The sequence below is a fragment of the Aliterella sp. E5.1 genome, assembly GCF_057473825.1.
Genome location: NZ_JBYCCV010000003.1, coordinates 117258 through 132120, shown reverse-complemented (window position 1 = coordinate 132120; position 14863 = coordinate 117258). Strand labels below are relative to the sequence as shown.

The window sequence follows — 14863 nt, the reverse complement described above, 5'->3', positions numbered from 1 at the left end:
AAGCATAGACTCAAATTTTAATTTCTGGCAACACTGCCAGCAAATATTGGCTCAAAGTATACGCATCTACACCCATTTCAGTGCGATCGCGCGCTGCTTTGATTCCGGCTTGAGAATGCCACCAAGCAGCAACAGCAGCTATTTCATCCATAGATTGAGCAGATTTTTGAGCAACTAATCCGCCCATCAACCCTGTCAGCACGTCGCCACTACCACCACGGGCTAAGGCGGGGGTGCTTTCGGGGTTAATCCAGACTATTCCATCGGGAGATGCGACTTTAGTTCTCGCGCCTTTTAGTAAAATTACGGCTCCACTCTGTTTAGCGGCGGTGGTGACTGATTCAATGGGATTGAGATCGCCCAAATCGGGAAACAATCGTTTAAATTCCCCGGTATGAGGAGTAAGAATTGTTGCCCCTTTTCGCTGGGTTAAAGTTGATATAGTTCCCAATTCTGCCAATATATTTAAACCATCTGCATCCAAAATTAACGGACAGTTACAAAGTAATACTTCTTGAATTATGGGCGTAGCTTCTAAAGTTAAACCAGGTCCGCAAGAAATCGCATCAAAGGAATCTAAGTTAGTTTTTGCTGGTAATTTCAATTCAGAAATTGCCCCAAGTTCTGTTTCTGGGCATCCTACGATTAAAGCTTCTGGCAATTGAGCAACTAATAAGCTTTTCAGCGATTGGGGAACGGCAATAGACAGCATTCCTACACCACTTGCTCTTGCGCCTAACCCAGTTAAAATTGCCCCGCCAGCATAACGCGCAGAGCCACAAATTAATAGTAAATGTCCTTGCTGGTATTTGTGAGTAACGGGAGGACGGTGTAGAGGTAAAGAAGCGATCGCAAATTCTCTAGTCATCCTTTTTATCGGCGGCGTTTTGCCCAACACAGCATCAATCGCTGTTAAAGGAATATCAAAATCTATTAACTCAGCTTTGCCAACGTAATCTAAGGCTCGATCTTGAAGTAAGCCTAATTTCCACAACCCCAAACAAAAGGTATAAGTTGCCTTAATCGCTATCCCCAACACTTCCCCGGTATCTGTATGCAAGCCAGAAGGTAAATCGATACTAATAACTGGTTGAGAAGATTGGTTAACTCGATCTACTAATTTAGCTATCTCATTTGTAATATCGCGCTCCAATCCAAAGCCAAACAAGCCATCGATTAATACATCCGACTCCTTTAGCAGCTTTTTTATGCTGTCGCAGCGTACGATTCCTAAGCTTTCTGCATACTGAGCGTGATTAGCAGTTAATTCTTTATGCTTAAAAAAGGGACTAAAAAAAACTACGTTGTAGCCGCGATAATGTAACTCACGAGCCACAACCAAGGCATCACCGCCATTATGCCCAGAGCCTACTAATACCCCAACTCGCTGTGCTGGAGGTGTTTGCAGTATTTCGAGCGTCTTATGAGCGATCGCTAATCCAACTTTTTCCATTAATGCCGCTACAGGCATTCCGGCGGCAAATATTTGCCCTTCAATGTCGCGCATTTGCTGAGCGCTGACAACAATTTGCTCGATTTTTTTCTTCCTATCCATAACTTTATTATTTTTAACTAAATTAGCTAGACAAAATTACCCTTGCCTGTATGCGTAACTAACAGCAATTTTTACCTTTATCATAATTATTAAAAATAACAAATCGTCAAATTTGGATAATAAAGTTGGTAGGATCTTTTATGATGAAATACTTGAGATAGAAGCGATTAATAAGCCATAAATTAATTTCAGCAAAATTTAAAAATTCCTCCGTAAGACTGAGGAATCGGAAAAAGTGATAGCTAACTTGTAAGAGGTAAAGCGATGATAAAAAAAATATTATTAGCGGTTTCTGGACTAGGACACGCCGAAGAAATGCTCAAAACTTTGAAAGAAGTACCAGCAATTGAGCAAGCAGAGGTAACGGTTTTACACGTTGTCCCCGCTCAAGCTTCCGCCCAAGTTATGACTAGCAAATGGGAAGAAGGAGGGAAGATTTTAGGCTCGGCGATTGAAACAGTCAACTTAGACGCTAGTAAAGTGACAGCAATTTTACGTCAAGGCGATCCAAAAGATGTCGTTTGCCAAGTAGCAGACGAAATCAATGCTGACTTGATTATTATGGGTTCGCGGGGCTTAAAACGTTTGCAGTCAATTTTAGCAAATTCTGTCAGCCAGTACGTTTTTCAATTGTCATCGCGCCCAATGTTGCTAGTAAAAGATGACATTTACATCAAAAAAATTAAGCGCATAATGGTAGCAATAGATGGTTCGGACGCTACCAAGCACTGTTTGCAATTGGCATTATTTTTAGTTAGAGATATCAAAGGCGGTCAATTGATTTTAGCGCACGTCGATAAAAATGCGAGTAGCAAATCCGGCGAAGTAGCGACATCCGCCGAGAAAAACCCAGTTTTAGCGCCAGCAATTGCTGAAGCTAAAAAACAAGGAGTCCAACCGCGCGTTATTGCTACCTCTGGTAAACCCGCCGAAGAAATTTGTCGCTTGGCTCAAGAGCAAGATGCAGATTTGTTAATTATTGGCTCTCCCGACCGCCGTCCTTCGATCGCTAAGAGCTTTGTGGATATAGACAGGCTAGTTAGTGCCTCTTTATCAGACTACGTGCGCGTAAACGCCACCTGTCCCGTGCTATTGGCGCGTACCGTGGGTTAAAAAGCGCGATCGCATTTTTCCCATAAAAAAATCCCTGCACTATTACGGTGTAGGGATTTTTTTTTAAAACTAACGATCACGAATCATTTTTACCACTATTGCGACTGGCAGTTTGAATATACAGAATCAACAGAAAAACCGTAGGCACAAGTACAAATAAAATACTTGCCACAAAACCTAAATCATTAACTTGCATCGAAAGAAAGCCTCTCGCGGATTGCAGTCCAACACCAATAGGATATCACTAATAAGCACGCGCAATGGGATTTTAAGCCCAGAGGTTTTGGGAAGCCTAGAATAAATATAAACACGGAAACTTGGGCGCGGGAGGATTCCTGCGTCAAGGTTTCCAAGACAGCAACGAACCAACCTACACTATGCAAGCAGAGTACGAAAATCGCCGTCAGCAGTTAATGGCAAAAATTGGCAACGGGACGGCAATATTTCGCAGTGCGCCAATGGCAGTTATGCACAATGATGTAGAGTACACTTTTCGCCAAGATAGCGATTTTTTTTACTTGACAGGATTTAACGAGCCAGAAGCCGTCGCCGTTTTAGCACCGCACCACGAAGAACACCGTTTTATTCTTTTTGTTCAACCCAAGGAGCGAGAAAAGGAAGTATGGACGGGTTATCGCACGGGAGTAGAAGAAGCAAAAAGCCGCTATGGTGCGGACGTTGCTTACCCTATTGGCGAACTAGAGGAGAAATTGCCTCAATATGTAGAAAAAGCCGAAAAAATTTACTATCATTTGGGACGCGATCGCGCTTTTAATGAAACTATCCTCAAACTTTGGCAGCGATTGGTTGCGACTTATCCCCGGCGAGGTACGGGACCAATGGCGATGGAAGATAGTAATTTGGCACTGCACCCTTTGCGCCTAGTCAAAAGCGAATCAGAACTAGCATTAATGCGCCAAGCGGCGGCTATTTCAGTAGAGGCTCACAACAAGGCGCGAGAACTCGCTCGTCCCGGCTGTTACGAGTACGAAATTCAAGCGGAAATAGAGCGAATTTTTCGGATGCGGGGGGGAATGGGGGTTGCTTATCCTTCGATCGTTGCTTCCGGCGATAATGCCTGCGTATTGCACTACATTGAGAATAATCGTCAGATGCTTGATAACGAGTTGCTCTTAATTGATGCAGGCTGTGCTTACGACTATTACAACGCCGATATTACCCGTACTTTTCCTGTAGGAGACAAATTTACACCCGAACAAAAGGCATTATATGAAATTGTCCTAGAAGCGCAATTAAAAGCGATCGCGCAGGTTCAGCCGGGAAATCCTTACAATGCTTTTCACGATACGGCGGTACGAGTCATTACTGAGGGGTTGGTAGAGCTTGGCATTTTGCGTGGCGAAATTGATAAATTGATTGAAGAAGAAAAGTACAAACCCTTCTATATGCACCGAACTGGGCATTGGCTAGGTTTGGATGTCCACGATGTCGGCGTTTATCAGCATGGCGAATCGCCACATATTTTACAGGCTGGAAACGTTTTGACAGTCGAGCCTGGTATATATATTGTTCCCAATACTCCCCCAGCCGAAGATCAAAGCGAAATAGATCCGCGTTGGAGTGGGATTGGGATTCGGATTGAAGATGATGTTTTAGTTACAGCCACAGGACAGGAAATTTTGACGGATGGAGTGCCTAAATTAGTGTCGCAATTAGAAGGGTAAATTTATATTTAGTTAATGCTAGCGATTGCTTTTAACTATTGTGAAATTGCGATCGCTTTTTTGTGACGTTATCCGTAATTTTGCTATAGGTACATAGCTATTCGATTCCGCTATTTGCAAAACTAAGATGCTCCTGCCAAGACGGTAGGATTAAAATTTGGAATATATCTACTAAACCTGTAAAATTCCTGTGGTTCAACGCTAATCCTGCCCTTAACAAGTATTATTTTGAGACGGATGTCTAATTGTTGACATAAGGCAGATATATGGGCTAGTGGATGCATCGCCTAATACCCAACCCGAACTTCTAAAAGATGCGATGCTTTACTAAGGTCGTACCAAGATTACAGTCAATACTGACTGTTTGAACTGGAATTCCAAACCAGCTATAAACCTTTGCACTACTTGTATAAGGAAAGGCACAACCTGGAACTGGCTTTCCTCCTTCACCAGATTTATTACTCCTGTGCTTCAGGTCTGTAATTCGTACTGCTGTACAAGTAAATGCCGATGGACCACCACCGCAATAAGCTTGACGAGTCAAAACATGGGCGATTCCAGTATACTGAATTGCAAGACCTTCAGCTCCAAAAAATCTTTCTAAATCGCTCCTGATAAGCAACCGTGGGGCAACTTGAGCTAAAAATATGCCACCTAAAGCCACTCCAATTAACTTTAACAAGCTCATCTAAAAACTTATTCTCGTTGTTAAGGGATTCAATAACAATAGAGTGAAAAGGATCTCTAAAATTCACATTTTACTGAATACCTTATGTCGGAACAATTAGGATGTATGGAGCCATTATAAGCGTAAGACAACACATCCATTAACAAAAGCGCCGTTACTGAACGAATCAAGTTTATGTATCAAATCTTTGGAGTGGTTGCATAATCCGAACTCCTGCACAGGGGTTTTATGTCCTCACAAAGTTTTTGCAACACAACCCAAGTTTGGATCTTGCAACATTTGTATTAATTGCAACGTCAAGGGGAAGATGAAATAAGCCTCTATTTACAGGTTTTAGTTCGACCTTTACTATGTATTTGGCTAAACATAAATACACTATGGAAATCTGCTGGAAAATCTTACCAGTTCTAGCACTAGCAATCGCATCTACTATTACTGGATGCAAGGAGTTCCAATCACCAGAACCGCAAAAAATAGGCGAAACCTTAACTTCTGCACCACTTATAAAATCATCGCCCAAGATTCAACTTCTTTACACAGTCCCTGGTCATTTACGTTTCAGTGTTACCTCTGTTGCAATTAGTCGTGATGGACAAATACTTGTCAGTGGCAGTAATGACAATACAATCAAAATTTGGAATCTGCACACTGGGAAACCGCTTCGTACTCTAAATGGGCATTCGCGTGGTGTTAATTCCATTGCTTTCAGCCCAGATGGACAAACCCTTGCTAGTGGAAGTGATGACAAGACTATCAAAATTTGGAATTTGCACACTGGAAAACTGCTTCGTACTCTAAATGGGCATTCAGACTTGGTTGCGTCAGTTGCCTTTAGTCCAAATGGGCAAATCCTCGCCAGTGGTAGTTCTGACGGGACGATAAATGTTTGGGACTATAGCACTGGTAAAATACTTCGCACTCTCACGTGGTCTATAGGTGCTAAGTCAGTTGCTTTCAGTCCTGATGGGCAAACCCTCGTTAGTGGTAGTTTTGATCATAAAATTAAGCTTTGGAATCTGCGTAATGGTAAATTGTTTAGCACTCTGCTGGGGCATTTAGATTCGTTTGAGTCAGTTGCTTTCAGCCCAGATGGGCAAACCCTCGCTAGTAGCAGTGATGACAAAACCATCACTGTCTGGAACTTTCGGACTAGAGAATTGCTCCACACCCTATCGGCAGATTCAGGATGGTTTAATTACGATTTTGATCCGAATGCAACCCCAGTTTACGCTGTCGCCTTCAGCCCCGATGGGCAGACTCTCGCCAGTAGTAGTGTTAGGAATGACATCAAGATTTGGAATTTTCGCACTGGAAAATTGCTCCGTACCCTTGTTCAGCATTCCGATGTTGTTCACTCTATTGCCTTCAGTTCAGACGGGCAGATTTTTGCTAGTGGTAGCCAAGACGGTACGATTAAAATTTGGAGTGTATCTACTAAACCTGCAAAATTCCTATGGTTCAATTAGCCAGTATTTGTGTTTCTAACGTCACAAATTTTAGAGCAGAAACTAACCGTACCTAGACCTGTTATGAGTAAATTTCAATAACCTTTAAAATGTGTAAAAGCAGTGACACTTCGCAAATGCGGCTTTACTTAATGTGGAACTGGCTTACACTTATACTAGGTTTCTTGAATTTGACTTTAGCTTTAGGAGATGTCTGCGCCGTACCAGGATTTGGATCAATAGCTGCTGGAATCTGAGCTACAGTTTTTTCATTAGGGAGAGCAGTTAATATTCCTACTCCTGCTACTGGAAAGACTAGAATTAATATTAAGCGCTTGAGATTCATAGAAAACATATTTGTAGTTCCTTTGAGTAAAGTTTTCTGACTACAATAATTTTGTTTCTGTGGCAAAATATTCATAGAAAATTAAAGACACTTGAACATGAGATGCTCATGCAGCAATTTAAACAAATGACTGTCAAGAAAAGTTATTACAAGATTCAAGATTATTTCTTCAACATCCACCAATAGACTTTAGTGTTACCTCTACTCTGTATCCAAGCGTAATTTCACTGAGTAGTTTGCCCAACTTCCGTGTTACCGCCAAATTACTTCAGTGATTGTACAGTGGTGTCGAATGGCTCATGTTTCTGCAAACAGTCGTCCCACACTTCGTAAAATTAGGGGTGCGAGTAGCATTGAAACTAGAAACCGGATTAAGGGCTTTTCGCCACCACTGAGGGTTTTCAATAACCTTTCTCAATTAAAGCTCATAACAAATTCCAATCTAGCTTGGGTGCTACTTTATAAAAGTCACAAGATGATATTATAGATTTGTTTATTCCGCTTAAATTTTCAAGTCAAATACATAGCGATTTTGGTTCCAAATCTAGCTTTTTCGCCTGGTTTTCCGTAATTTTTAAGCTGCCAATGCTGCTTTTTAATCGTCTTTTCCTGCCTGCGCTTGTCCCTGTGACTGCTTGGATAAAAAAACACCAATTTCTGGACTGACGACGTGCTTGAGTACCTTTTGGCGTACTGCCAAGGCTCGATTTCTTCTAAAGTGTTCAATTTCTCTGGTGGGGTTTCCTCCTAGAGAATGGCAGCAATAGCTTGTAGATGGGCTTCTAGTGATTCAGCTTTCTCTAGAGTTACATCCCGTGCGTCCTGTCTGTTTTTAACTCCATCATACATTTTTGCGAAGAAGTGTAGTTGCCTAGTCCTTTAATTACTTTAAGTACTAATACTTATCGCAAAAGTGAGATGCTCCCCCGATGATCTTTGTCTAGAACTGTTAGAAGTTGGCGATGCTTTAGAAGCCTTACTTGACTACTTGAAAAACAACCCCGCTCCCAGTCCAGAATTTATTCAACGTTTGCCTAGATCGATGGGAGCATCTCATCGCAAGTTTCTTGGTGTGTTAGCAAAGCGCCAAGTTTTACCTATAGAACTTGTTGGAACGCAGCCAGACTTTAATACTGTGCCGCGTGGTCGATCGAGAAGTACGTTCCGATCTACCAGATCGGACAATTACTAAAGTTTTGCGCCAGGGGTTTCATTTAGGTGATAAAGTTCTCCGTCCTACGGAGGTGATTACGTCTAGAGCGGACGTAACGGAGTAAAGTTAACGGTTCCTCCTGCCTATTCCTTTAAGCAGCGCCGACAAAATCGGATAAGCGATTGCTTAATTTGGGTATCAGTTACATGACAAATTTCAATTGTTTTTTATACTTGCTGCCTATTTTGCCCTGTGCAAGGCACAATGAAAAGAATGGTATTAGGGGTTAGGGTGTAGATGAACGATCTAGACCGATGCTACAGAGTACTTGGGCTTGAGCCAGGGGCATCCCTCGACGAAGTCAATCAAGCTTATAAAGATTTAGCTTTTATTTGGCATCCCGATCGCATTCCTAAAGACAATCTGCGGCTACATCAAAAAGCACAAGACAAAATTAAAGAAATTAATCATGCTCGCGATCGCCTGCGTGAAGTAAAGTCACGCGATCGTATTCCCACAGCTTACACGTCTCAACAAAGAAAGCCGCCTCAATCACCACCACCCTCTAGTTACTACCAATCGTCTCAACAAAAAAAGCCGCCCCAATCGCCGCCACCGCCGCCGCCAGCTAGTTACTACCAGTCTTCGCGGCATAAATCTCATTATGAGTCTTACAGTCAGCCCAAAAAGCCCCACGGCGACCTTAGTGGAGTGGATTTAAGAGGTGCAAATCTTCAAGAGAAAGATTTTTCCTACAGAAACTTAAGTAAAGCTAATCTTAGTGAGGCTAACTTGAGCGATGCTTTTCTGCACAAAGTTAATTTGCAACAAGCCGATTTATCTAAAGCAAATTTATTTAGAGCTAACTTACTCCAAGCAAATCTTAGTCATGCTAACTTGCGGGAAGCTAATTTAATTGGAGCCGATTTTAGCGGTGCAGACCTGAGTGGCGCTGATTTGAGCGGTGCTAAAGTGGGAGCAGGCGATCGCATTATGGTCAAACTAACGGGCGCAAATTTGCACGGAACAATTATGCCCGATGGTCGGATTCATCAATAATTACTAGCGCGATCGCCTCAACTCTAACTTATTATCAATCTTTGGAAGGATGACCAAGTTATTTAGTCATCCTTCATACTTTAAGTACAGTTTAAAAAAGCCAAACCTTTTTAAACTGGTACATTATTCTACACGTTGATAATGCCCGAATAGAAGCCTGCAAATATAATCAGACTTCCTAAAGCTATCAATAATAGAGTAAGTCCCCAAGACCAAGAAGGCGTTTGCTCTGGAGTAATACCAAGTTGCGTTCTAAAAAATCATCCTTAATTCAGGAAAAGTGGCTATACCCCAGGAACCCTGCTGCTATGTCGGAGCGCAACTTAGTATAAGTACGCTATCGCGCTGCTCTTGAGTAATTTTGTTGTTGTCAGGATTAGTGTTTTGCTGGGTTTCCATGAGTGAAATTAAAATGAGATTTATTACTAATATTTGTGCCAGAAACTCTCCTTTGCATCAGGCTTAAGAAAGAATAATTTTCAGTATAAAATAAACACTAAAAACCTTGGAGATAGTAGTGCAGAAAGATAAATCTGAGTCAAAAAATAGTTCCAAGCAAGCGGAAAGTTCTCAAACAAAAAAAGCTACTTCTTCAGCAATCGAGCAAGTAACAGTCTTGCCCGAAACAAGTTCTAGCCAGCCACCAAAGCCAGATTACCCCCGCTATCGAGTATTGCCAGATAACTTAATTAATTTAGCTGATTTTGATGCCGATGCTTGCGAAAGTTATAGGAAAAAGAAAGATATTGAAGAAGAACTTGAGTATCAACGCGATCGCTTGGGAAAACTACAAGAACGTCTTTATGCTGAAAATAAACGCAGTTTGCTGATTGTTTTGCAAGCAATGGATACTGGAGGAAAAGATGGCACAATTAAACAAGTTTTTAGCGGCGTAAATCCTCAAGGCTGTCGCGTTTGGTCGTTTAAGCATCCCAGTTTAGAAGAATCAAATCATGACTTTTTATGGCGCTATCACTGGCGGACCCCCCAAAAGGGAATGATTACAATTTTCAATCGTTCTCATTACGAAGATGTGCTGATTGTGAGAGTCAAAAAATTAGTTGAGGATGAAGTATGGCAAAAACGTTACCACATAATTAATGATTTCGAGCAAATGCTTACGCTTAGTAATATTACCGTAATCAAGTTTTTTCTACATATCTCCAAAGCTGAACAGAAACTACGTCTGGAAAGTCGATTAGCAAACCCAGATAAGTTATGGAAGTTTTCAATTAATGATGTCAACGAGCGTTCGTTTTGGGATGACTATCAATTAGCTTATCAAGACGCGATTAATAATTGCTCCACAGCTTACGCACCCTGGTACGTTGTACCTGCAAACAAAAAATGGTATAGAAACTTAGTAATTGCGCGAGCGATCGCGGATACGTTAGCAGCAATGAATCCTCAATATCCCCAATCTGAAGCTGATACAACAAACCTCACAATCCCCGATTGAACAAATACTTACTCTGTTTGGGATGCAGGATGCTTTAGCTTCCAAATAGAGCTAGAAATTAGATTTATGAGGACGTGAGCAACGATGGGAATGAGCAAATTATGCGTTAGTACCGCACTGTAGCCGAGGATAAACCCCACAATAGTAGCCCACGCAACATACTGCCACTGCTTGCAATTACTCAGGTGCAAAATCCCAAAACAAACACTAGATACAACAATTCCTACTGTATCCAATCCAAAAGCAGGCAGCATTACACCTCTAAACAATAGCTCCTCGCTGAGTCCTGGTAATAATCCTACCCAAATCAAATCGGGCAATACCAAAGGCTTAAGCACAAATTCTAAGTAAAAATCGGCACTATTGCGGTAAGCTGTCCAAAATTGATACATCAACGAACTAATAGTCGTGACGATCGCAGCTATGGCAATTGCAAATGGTATGGTGGCAGCATCCCAGCGCAAAGGCAGTAAGGCAACATCACCCAACTGCAACCAAAGCTTGGCAAGTAACCCCAATAAAACGGCAGTCACACCCATGGCTATAAGTAGCTGAGTACGTGTGAGAGGTTGAAGATGGGGATCGATTTCAGGCACAGAAGGGGGACAAAAAGGACGAGTTTATTGAAGCTAAAGCGTTGGCGGTGTCCTAGTAATTTTTACAGGGCGATCAATTAGCTGGCGCTTAGGTGTGCTTCAACCATTGATCCTACTCTAAAACTTGCTAGTAATTCATCTGCTACCAGACAAGTAGTTACGAAAATAGACTTTTACAATGGTAGATAGTAGCTTTTTTAAGTCAGTAATATTTAAAATTTATAGAATCTATGCCTTTTTCCGCAATTGTTCGGTCTTTGGGGCGATCGCCTCTCTCCACAGAATTATTATCTAAATTAGATCGCCAGCAAGTATGTTATCTAAGCGGCGCTCCCCGTTTACCTAAAGGATTAATTGCTTCAGCTTTAGCCCAAAATAGAGAGCAAAATTTATTTGTCGTCTGCGCCACGTTAGAAGAAGCCGGACGCTGGGCGGCTCAATTGGAAGCTATGGACTGGCAAACAGTACATCTTTATCCTACTTCCGAGACCTCGCCCTACGAACCCTTTGACCCAGAAACAGAAATGATTTGGGGACAAATGCAAGTTTTAGCAGATTTAATCGCTAAAGATAATCCCGATAAGCCCAAAAAAATGGCGATCGTGGCTACTCATGCGTCCTTACAGCCCCACTTACCACCACAAGAAAAGTTTTTGCCCTTTTGTCTTACCCTCAAACGGGGGATGGAGTTAGACTTAAAAACTTTTAGTACCCAACTCGCTCATTTAGGCTACGAGCGAGTTCCCCTTGTAGAACTAGAAGGGCAATGGAGTCGGCGCGGCGATATTGTCGATATCTTTCCGGTGGCTTCCGAGCTACCTGTGCGTTTAGATTGGTTTGGCGATGAGTTGCAAAATATTCGGGAATTTGACCCCGCTACGCAACGCAGCACCCCGCGCAATACAAATAATGGTGCGGCTTTAGATAAAATCGAGCAGATTGTCCTAACTCCGACTAATTTTGGCAGTATTATTACCGCATCTTTGACACCAGAAGGCGCAAATACTGTTAAATCCTTCCTATCTGAGCCTGAACAAGAAAAGTTTGATAACGGACAACCCCCTGAAGGTAGCAGGAGATTTTTAGGCATAGCTTTCGAGCATCCCGCATCTTTACTAGACTATTTGCCCAAAAATACCTTAGTTGTTATCGATGAAAACGATCAATGTATTGCTCATAGCGATCGCACTTATGAAAATGTCCAAGAACAATGGCAGCAAGGAACTAATAAGAGTCTCCCCAAAATTCACCGCTCTTTTACTGAATCAATTGCCACTGCTACAGACTTTCACAAACTTTATTTAGGCGAACTTGCTGAAGAAACTGGGCTAAACCTCGCCTGCCGTCCCGTACCTTCTACCCCTCATCAATACGCCAAACTTGCCGAAACTATCCGCAACGAACGCGATCGCCGTTTTTCTACTTGGCTAATTTCTGCCCAGCCTAGTCGCTCAGTTTCCTTACTCCAAGAACACGATTGTCCGGCGCAATTTGTTCCCAATCCCCGCGACTACCCAGCAATCGACAGGTTGCAAATTCAGCATACTCCGGTAGCTCTTAAGTATTCAGGACTTGCGGAATTAGAAGGCTTTATCTTACCTACCTTTCGCTTAGTAGTTGTAACCGATCGCGAATTTTACGGGCAGCATTCTCTAGCTTCTCCTGGCTACGTCCGCAAACGCCGCCGCGCCGCCTCCAAACAAGTAGACCCTAATAAACTCGCTCAAGGGGATTATGTTGTTCATCGCAGTCATGGCTTAGGTAAATTTCTTAAGCTCGAAAGCCTAACTATTAATAGAGAAACCCGCGAATATTTAGTAATTCAGTACGCCGATGGTTTGCTAAGAGTAGCCGCCGATCAAGTGGGTTCTTTAAGTCGATTTCGCGCTACAGGGGACGCGCCCCCTGTACTAAATCGAATGTCGGGCAAATCGTGGACAGCGACTAAAAATAAAGTCCGCAAAGCAATTAAAAAATTGGCTGTAGATTTACTCAAACTCTACGCCGCCAGATCTCAGCAAACAGGCTTTGCCTTCCCGCCAGATATGCCTTGGCAAGAAGAAATGGAGGATTCCTTTCCTTATACCCCTACACCCGATCAATTGAAAGCTACGGCGGATGTCAAGCGCGATATGGAGAGCGAGCGCCCGATGGATCGTTTAGTGTGTGGGGACGTTGGTTTTGGCAAAACAGAAGTAGCGATTCGCGCCATATTTAAAGCCGTGACGGCGGGTAAACAAGTCGCTTTGCTTGCTCCTACAACTATTTTGACTCAGCAGCATTACCATACTCTCAAGGAACGTTTCGCACCCTACCCGATTCAAGTTGGTTTGCTCAACCGCTTCCGCAGCGCCGAAGAACGCCGCAATATTCAAACTCGATTGGCAACAGGAGAACTAGATGTAGTTGTAGGTACGCACCAATTATTAGGTAAAGGTGTTACTATCCGCGATTTAGGCTTGTTGGTTATAGATGAAGAACAACGTTTTGGTGTCAACCAAAAAGAAAAAATTAAAGCACTGCGAACCAAAGTAGATGTCCTAACTTTGAGTGCTACGCCAATTCCCCGCACTTTATATATGTCTTTATCAGGGATTCGGGAAATGAGTTTAATTACAACCCCGCCCCCCTCCAGGCGACCAATTAAAACTCATTTATCTCCCTACGATTCTGAGACTATCCGCAGTGCAATTCGTCAAGAAATCGATCGCGGGGGACAGGTGTTTTATGTAGTACCGCGCGTAGATGGCATTGAGGAAACTTCAGCAAAGTTACGCGATACGCTTCCAGGAGTGAGACTTGCGATCGCGCATGGGCAAATGGATGAGTCAGAATTAGAATCAACCATGCTCACGTTTAATAATGGTGACGCGGATATTCTTGTTTGTACCACCATTATTGAGTCTGGCTTAGATATTCCTAGAGTCAATACAATTTTGATTGAAGATGCTCACAAATTTGGTCTATCTCAGCTATACCAATTGCGCGGTAGAGTCGGGAGGGCAGGCATTCAGGCTCATGCGTGGCTATTTTACCCCAAAGGGCAAATGCTATCGGATGCCGCGCGGCAAAGGTTAAGGGCAATTCAAGAATTTGCTACCCTCGGTTCTGGCTATCAGTTATCTATGCGCGACATGGAAATTAGAGGCGTGGGCAACTTGCTAGGGGCAGAACAATCAGGACAAATGGAAGTAATTGGCTTCGATTTGTATATGGAGATATTGCAAGAATCGATTAGAGAAATTCAAGGGGCAGAAATTCCCCAAGTCGAAGATACGCAAATTGACCTCAATTTGACTGCCTTTATTCCCGCCGATTATATCGCCGACTTGGATCAAAAAATGAGTGCCTACAGAGCGGTTGCTACAGCTAGTTCTCAAGCTGAGTTAGATGCCATTGCCGCCGAATGGAGCGATCGCTTTGGTCCAGTACCACCCGCCGCTAAACAGCTATTGCGAGTGATGGAACTCAAGCAACTAGCCAAATCTCTCGGCTTTAGTCGCATTAAACCAGAGGCTAAACAGCATATTGCTTTAGAAACAGCCATGGCAGAACCTGCTTGGAATTTAATGGTCGAGAATTTACCCGAACATTTGCGATCTCGTTATGTCTATGCGCCAGGTAAAATCCTCGTTCGCAGCCTCAACTTACTCAAACCCAACCAGCAGCTAGACAACTTGATTGATGCCCTAAGTAAAATGCAAGGGGCAATTCCTGAAGTTGTAATGATGTGAAGAACCTAAGTCTTGGAATCAAAATTAATT

General features: G+C 42.7%; 13 protein-coding genes. 8 read left to right on the top strand and 5 right to left on the bottom strand.

The features are described 5' to 3' along the window. Window positions 1–10: 10 nt before the first annotated feature. Complete coding sequence (locus AC2VE5_RS02440; protein WP_486886188.1) at window positions 11–1555, bottom strand: NAD(P)H-hydrate dehydratase; 1545 nt, start codon at window positions 1553–1555, stop codon at window positions 11–13. 264 nt (window positions 1556–1819) lie between these two features. Here AC2VE5_RS02440 and AC2VE5_RS02435 point away from each other — a divergent pair, with 264 nt between their 5' ends. Further along, the gene (locus AC2VE5_RS02435) at window positions 1820–2668 is read left to right on the top strand and encodes a universal stress protein (RefSeq protein WP_486886187.1); all 849 of its coding nucleotides are present in this window, start codon (window positions 1820–1822) and stop codon (window positions 2666–2668) included. A 76-nt stretch (window positions 2669–2744) separates the two neighbouring features. Here the strand turns inward: AC2VE5_RS02435 and psbM are convergent, their stop codons facing one another. Next, on the bottom strand, window positions 2745–2864 hold the full coding sequence (psbM, locus tag AC2VE5_RS02430; protein ID WP_106369270.1) for a photosystem II reaction center protein PsbM: 120 nt from the start codon (window positions 2862–2864) through the stop codon (window positions 2745–2747). A 181-nt stretch (window positions 2865–3045) separates the two neighbouring features. On the opposite strand from psbM, the gene AC2VE5_RS02425 reads away from it, so the two are divergent. Continuing rightward, window positions 3046–4353 carry an aminopeptidase P N-terminal domain-containing protein gene (locus tag AC2VE5_RS02425; RefSeq protein WP_486886208.1) on the top strand — a complete coding sequence of 436 codons (1308 nt, stop codon included), beginning with the start codon at window positions 3046–3048 and terminating at the stop codon, window positions 4351–4353. 307 nt (window positions 4354–4660) lie between these two features. Here the strand turns inward: AC2VE5_RS02425 and AC2VE5_RS02420 are convergent, their stop codons facing one another. Further along, window positions 4661–5041 carry a hypothetical protein gene (locus AC2VE5_RS02420; RefSeq protein WP_486886186.1) on the bottom strand — a complete coding sequence of 127 codons (381 nt, stop codon included), beginning with the start codon at window positions 5039–5041 and terminating at the stop codon, window positions 4661–4663. Window positions 5042–5418: 377 nt separating this feature from the next. Between AC2VE5_RS02420 and AC2VE5_RS02415 the strand changes: the two genes are divergently transcribed. Beyond that, window positions 5419–6507, top strand: a complete 1089-nt coding sequence (locus tag AC2VE5_RS02415; RefSeq protein ID WP_486886185.1) for a WD40 repeat domain-containing protein — start codon at window positions 5419–5421, stop codon at window positions 6505–6507. 124 nt (window positions 6508–6631) lie between these two features. Here AC2VE5_RS02415 and AC2VE5_RS02410 read toward each other — a convergent pair whose 3' ends face one another. Continuing rightward, on the bottom strand, window positions 6632–6907 hold the full coding sequence (locus AC2VE5_RS02410) for a hypothetical protein (RefSeq protein ID WP_486886184.1): 276 nt from the start codon (window positions 6905–6907) through the stop codon (window positions 6632–6634). Window positions 6908–7745: 838 nt separating this feature from the next. Between AC2VE5_RS02410 and AC2VE5_RS02405 the strand changes: the two genes are divergently transcribed. From AC2VE5_RS02405 to AC2VE5_RS02390, 4 genes are all read left to right on the top strand, one after another. Continuing rightward, complete coding sequence (locus tag AC2VE5_RS02405) at window positions 7746–8024, top strand: hypothetical protein (RefSeq protein WP_486886209.1); 279 nt, start codon at window positions 7746–7748, stop codon at window positions 8022–8024. Continuing rightward, window positions 7975–8109, top strand: a complete 135-nt coding sequence (gene grpE, locus AC2VE5_RS02400; protein ID WP_486886207.1) for a nucleotide exchange factor GrpE — start codon at window positions 7975–7977, stop codon at window positions 8107–8109. The genes AC2VE5_RS02405 and grpE overlap by 50 nt, the downstream gene beginning before the upstream one ends. A 173-nt stretch (window positions 8110–8282) precedes the next feature. Beyond that, window positions 8283–9044: a pentapeptide repeat-containing protein gene (locus AC2VE5_RS02395; protein ID WP_486886183.1), complete on the top strand. Its 762-nt coding sequence runs from the start codon at window positions 8283–8285 to the stop codon at window positions 9042–9044. A gap of 616 nt (window positions 9045–9660) precedes the next feature. Next, complete coding sequence (locus tag AC2VE5_RS02390) at window positions 9661–10503, top strand: polyphosphate kinase 2 family protein (RefSeq protein ID WP_486886206.1); 843 nt, start codon at window positions 9661–9663, stop codon at window positions 10501–10503. Window positions 10504–10511: 8 nt separating this feature from the next. On the opposite strand, the gene AC2VE5_RS02385 is transcribed toward AC2VE5_RS02390, so the two are convergent. Continuing rightward, window positions 10512–11099 carry a CPBP family intramembrane glutamic endopeptidase gene (locus AC2VE5_RS02385; protein ID WP_486886182.1) on the bottom strand — a complete coding sequence of 196 codons (588 nt, stop codon included), beginning with the start codon at window positions 11097–11099 and terminating at the stop codon, window positions 10512–10514. Between the two features lie 230 nt (window positions 11100–11329). Here AC2VE5_RS02385 and mfd point away from each other — a divergent pair, with 230 nt between their 5' ends. Then, a complete protein-coding gene (gene mfd / locus AC2VE5_RS02380) occupies window positions 11330–14833 on the top strand; it encodes a transcription-repair coupling factor (RefSeq protein ID WP_486886181.1) in 3504 nt (1167 codons plus the stop codon). Window positions 14834–14863 lie beyond the last annotated feature (30 nt).

Bases quoted from the DNA above. Each gene is read 5' to 3' on its own strand.
- AC2VE5_RS02440 (WP_486886188.1), bottom strand. From the start codon at position 1,555: ATGGATAGGAAGAAAAAAATCGAGCAAATTGTTGTCAGCGCTCAGCAA.
- AC2VE5_RS02435 (WP_486886187.1), top strand. From the start codon at position 1,820: ATGATAAAAAAAATATTATTAGCGGTTTCTGGACTAGGACACGCCGAA.
- psbM (WP_106369270.1), bottom strand. From the start codon at position 2,864: ATGCAAGTTAATGATTTAGGTTTTGTGGCAAGTATTTTATTTGTACTT.
- AC2VE5_RS02425 (WP_486886208.1), top strand. From the start codon at position 3,046: ATGCAAGCAGAGTACGAAAATCGCCGTCAGCAGTTAATGGCAAAAATT.
- AC2VE5_RS02420 (WP_486886186.1), bottom strand. From the start codon at position 5,041: ATGAGCTTGTTAAAGTTAATTGGAGTGGCTTTAGGTGGCATATTTTTA.
- AC2VE5_RS02415 (WP_486886185.1), top strand. From the start codon at position 5,419: ATGGAAATCTGCTGGAAAATCTTACCAGTTCTAGCACTAGCAATCGCA.
- AC2VE5_RS02410 (WP_486886184.1), bottom strand. From the start codon at position 6,907: ATGAATATTTTGCCACAGAAACAAAATTATTGTAGTCAGAAAACTTTA.
- AC2VE5_RS02395 (WP_486886183.1), top strand. From the start codon at position 8,283: ATGAACGATCTAGACCGATGCTACAGAGTACTTGGGCTTGAGCCAGGG.
- mfd (WP_486886181.1), top strand. From the start codon at position 11,330: ATGCCTTTTTCCGCAATTGTTCGGTCTTTGGGGCGATCGCCTCTCTCC.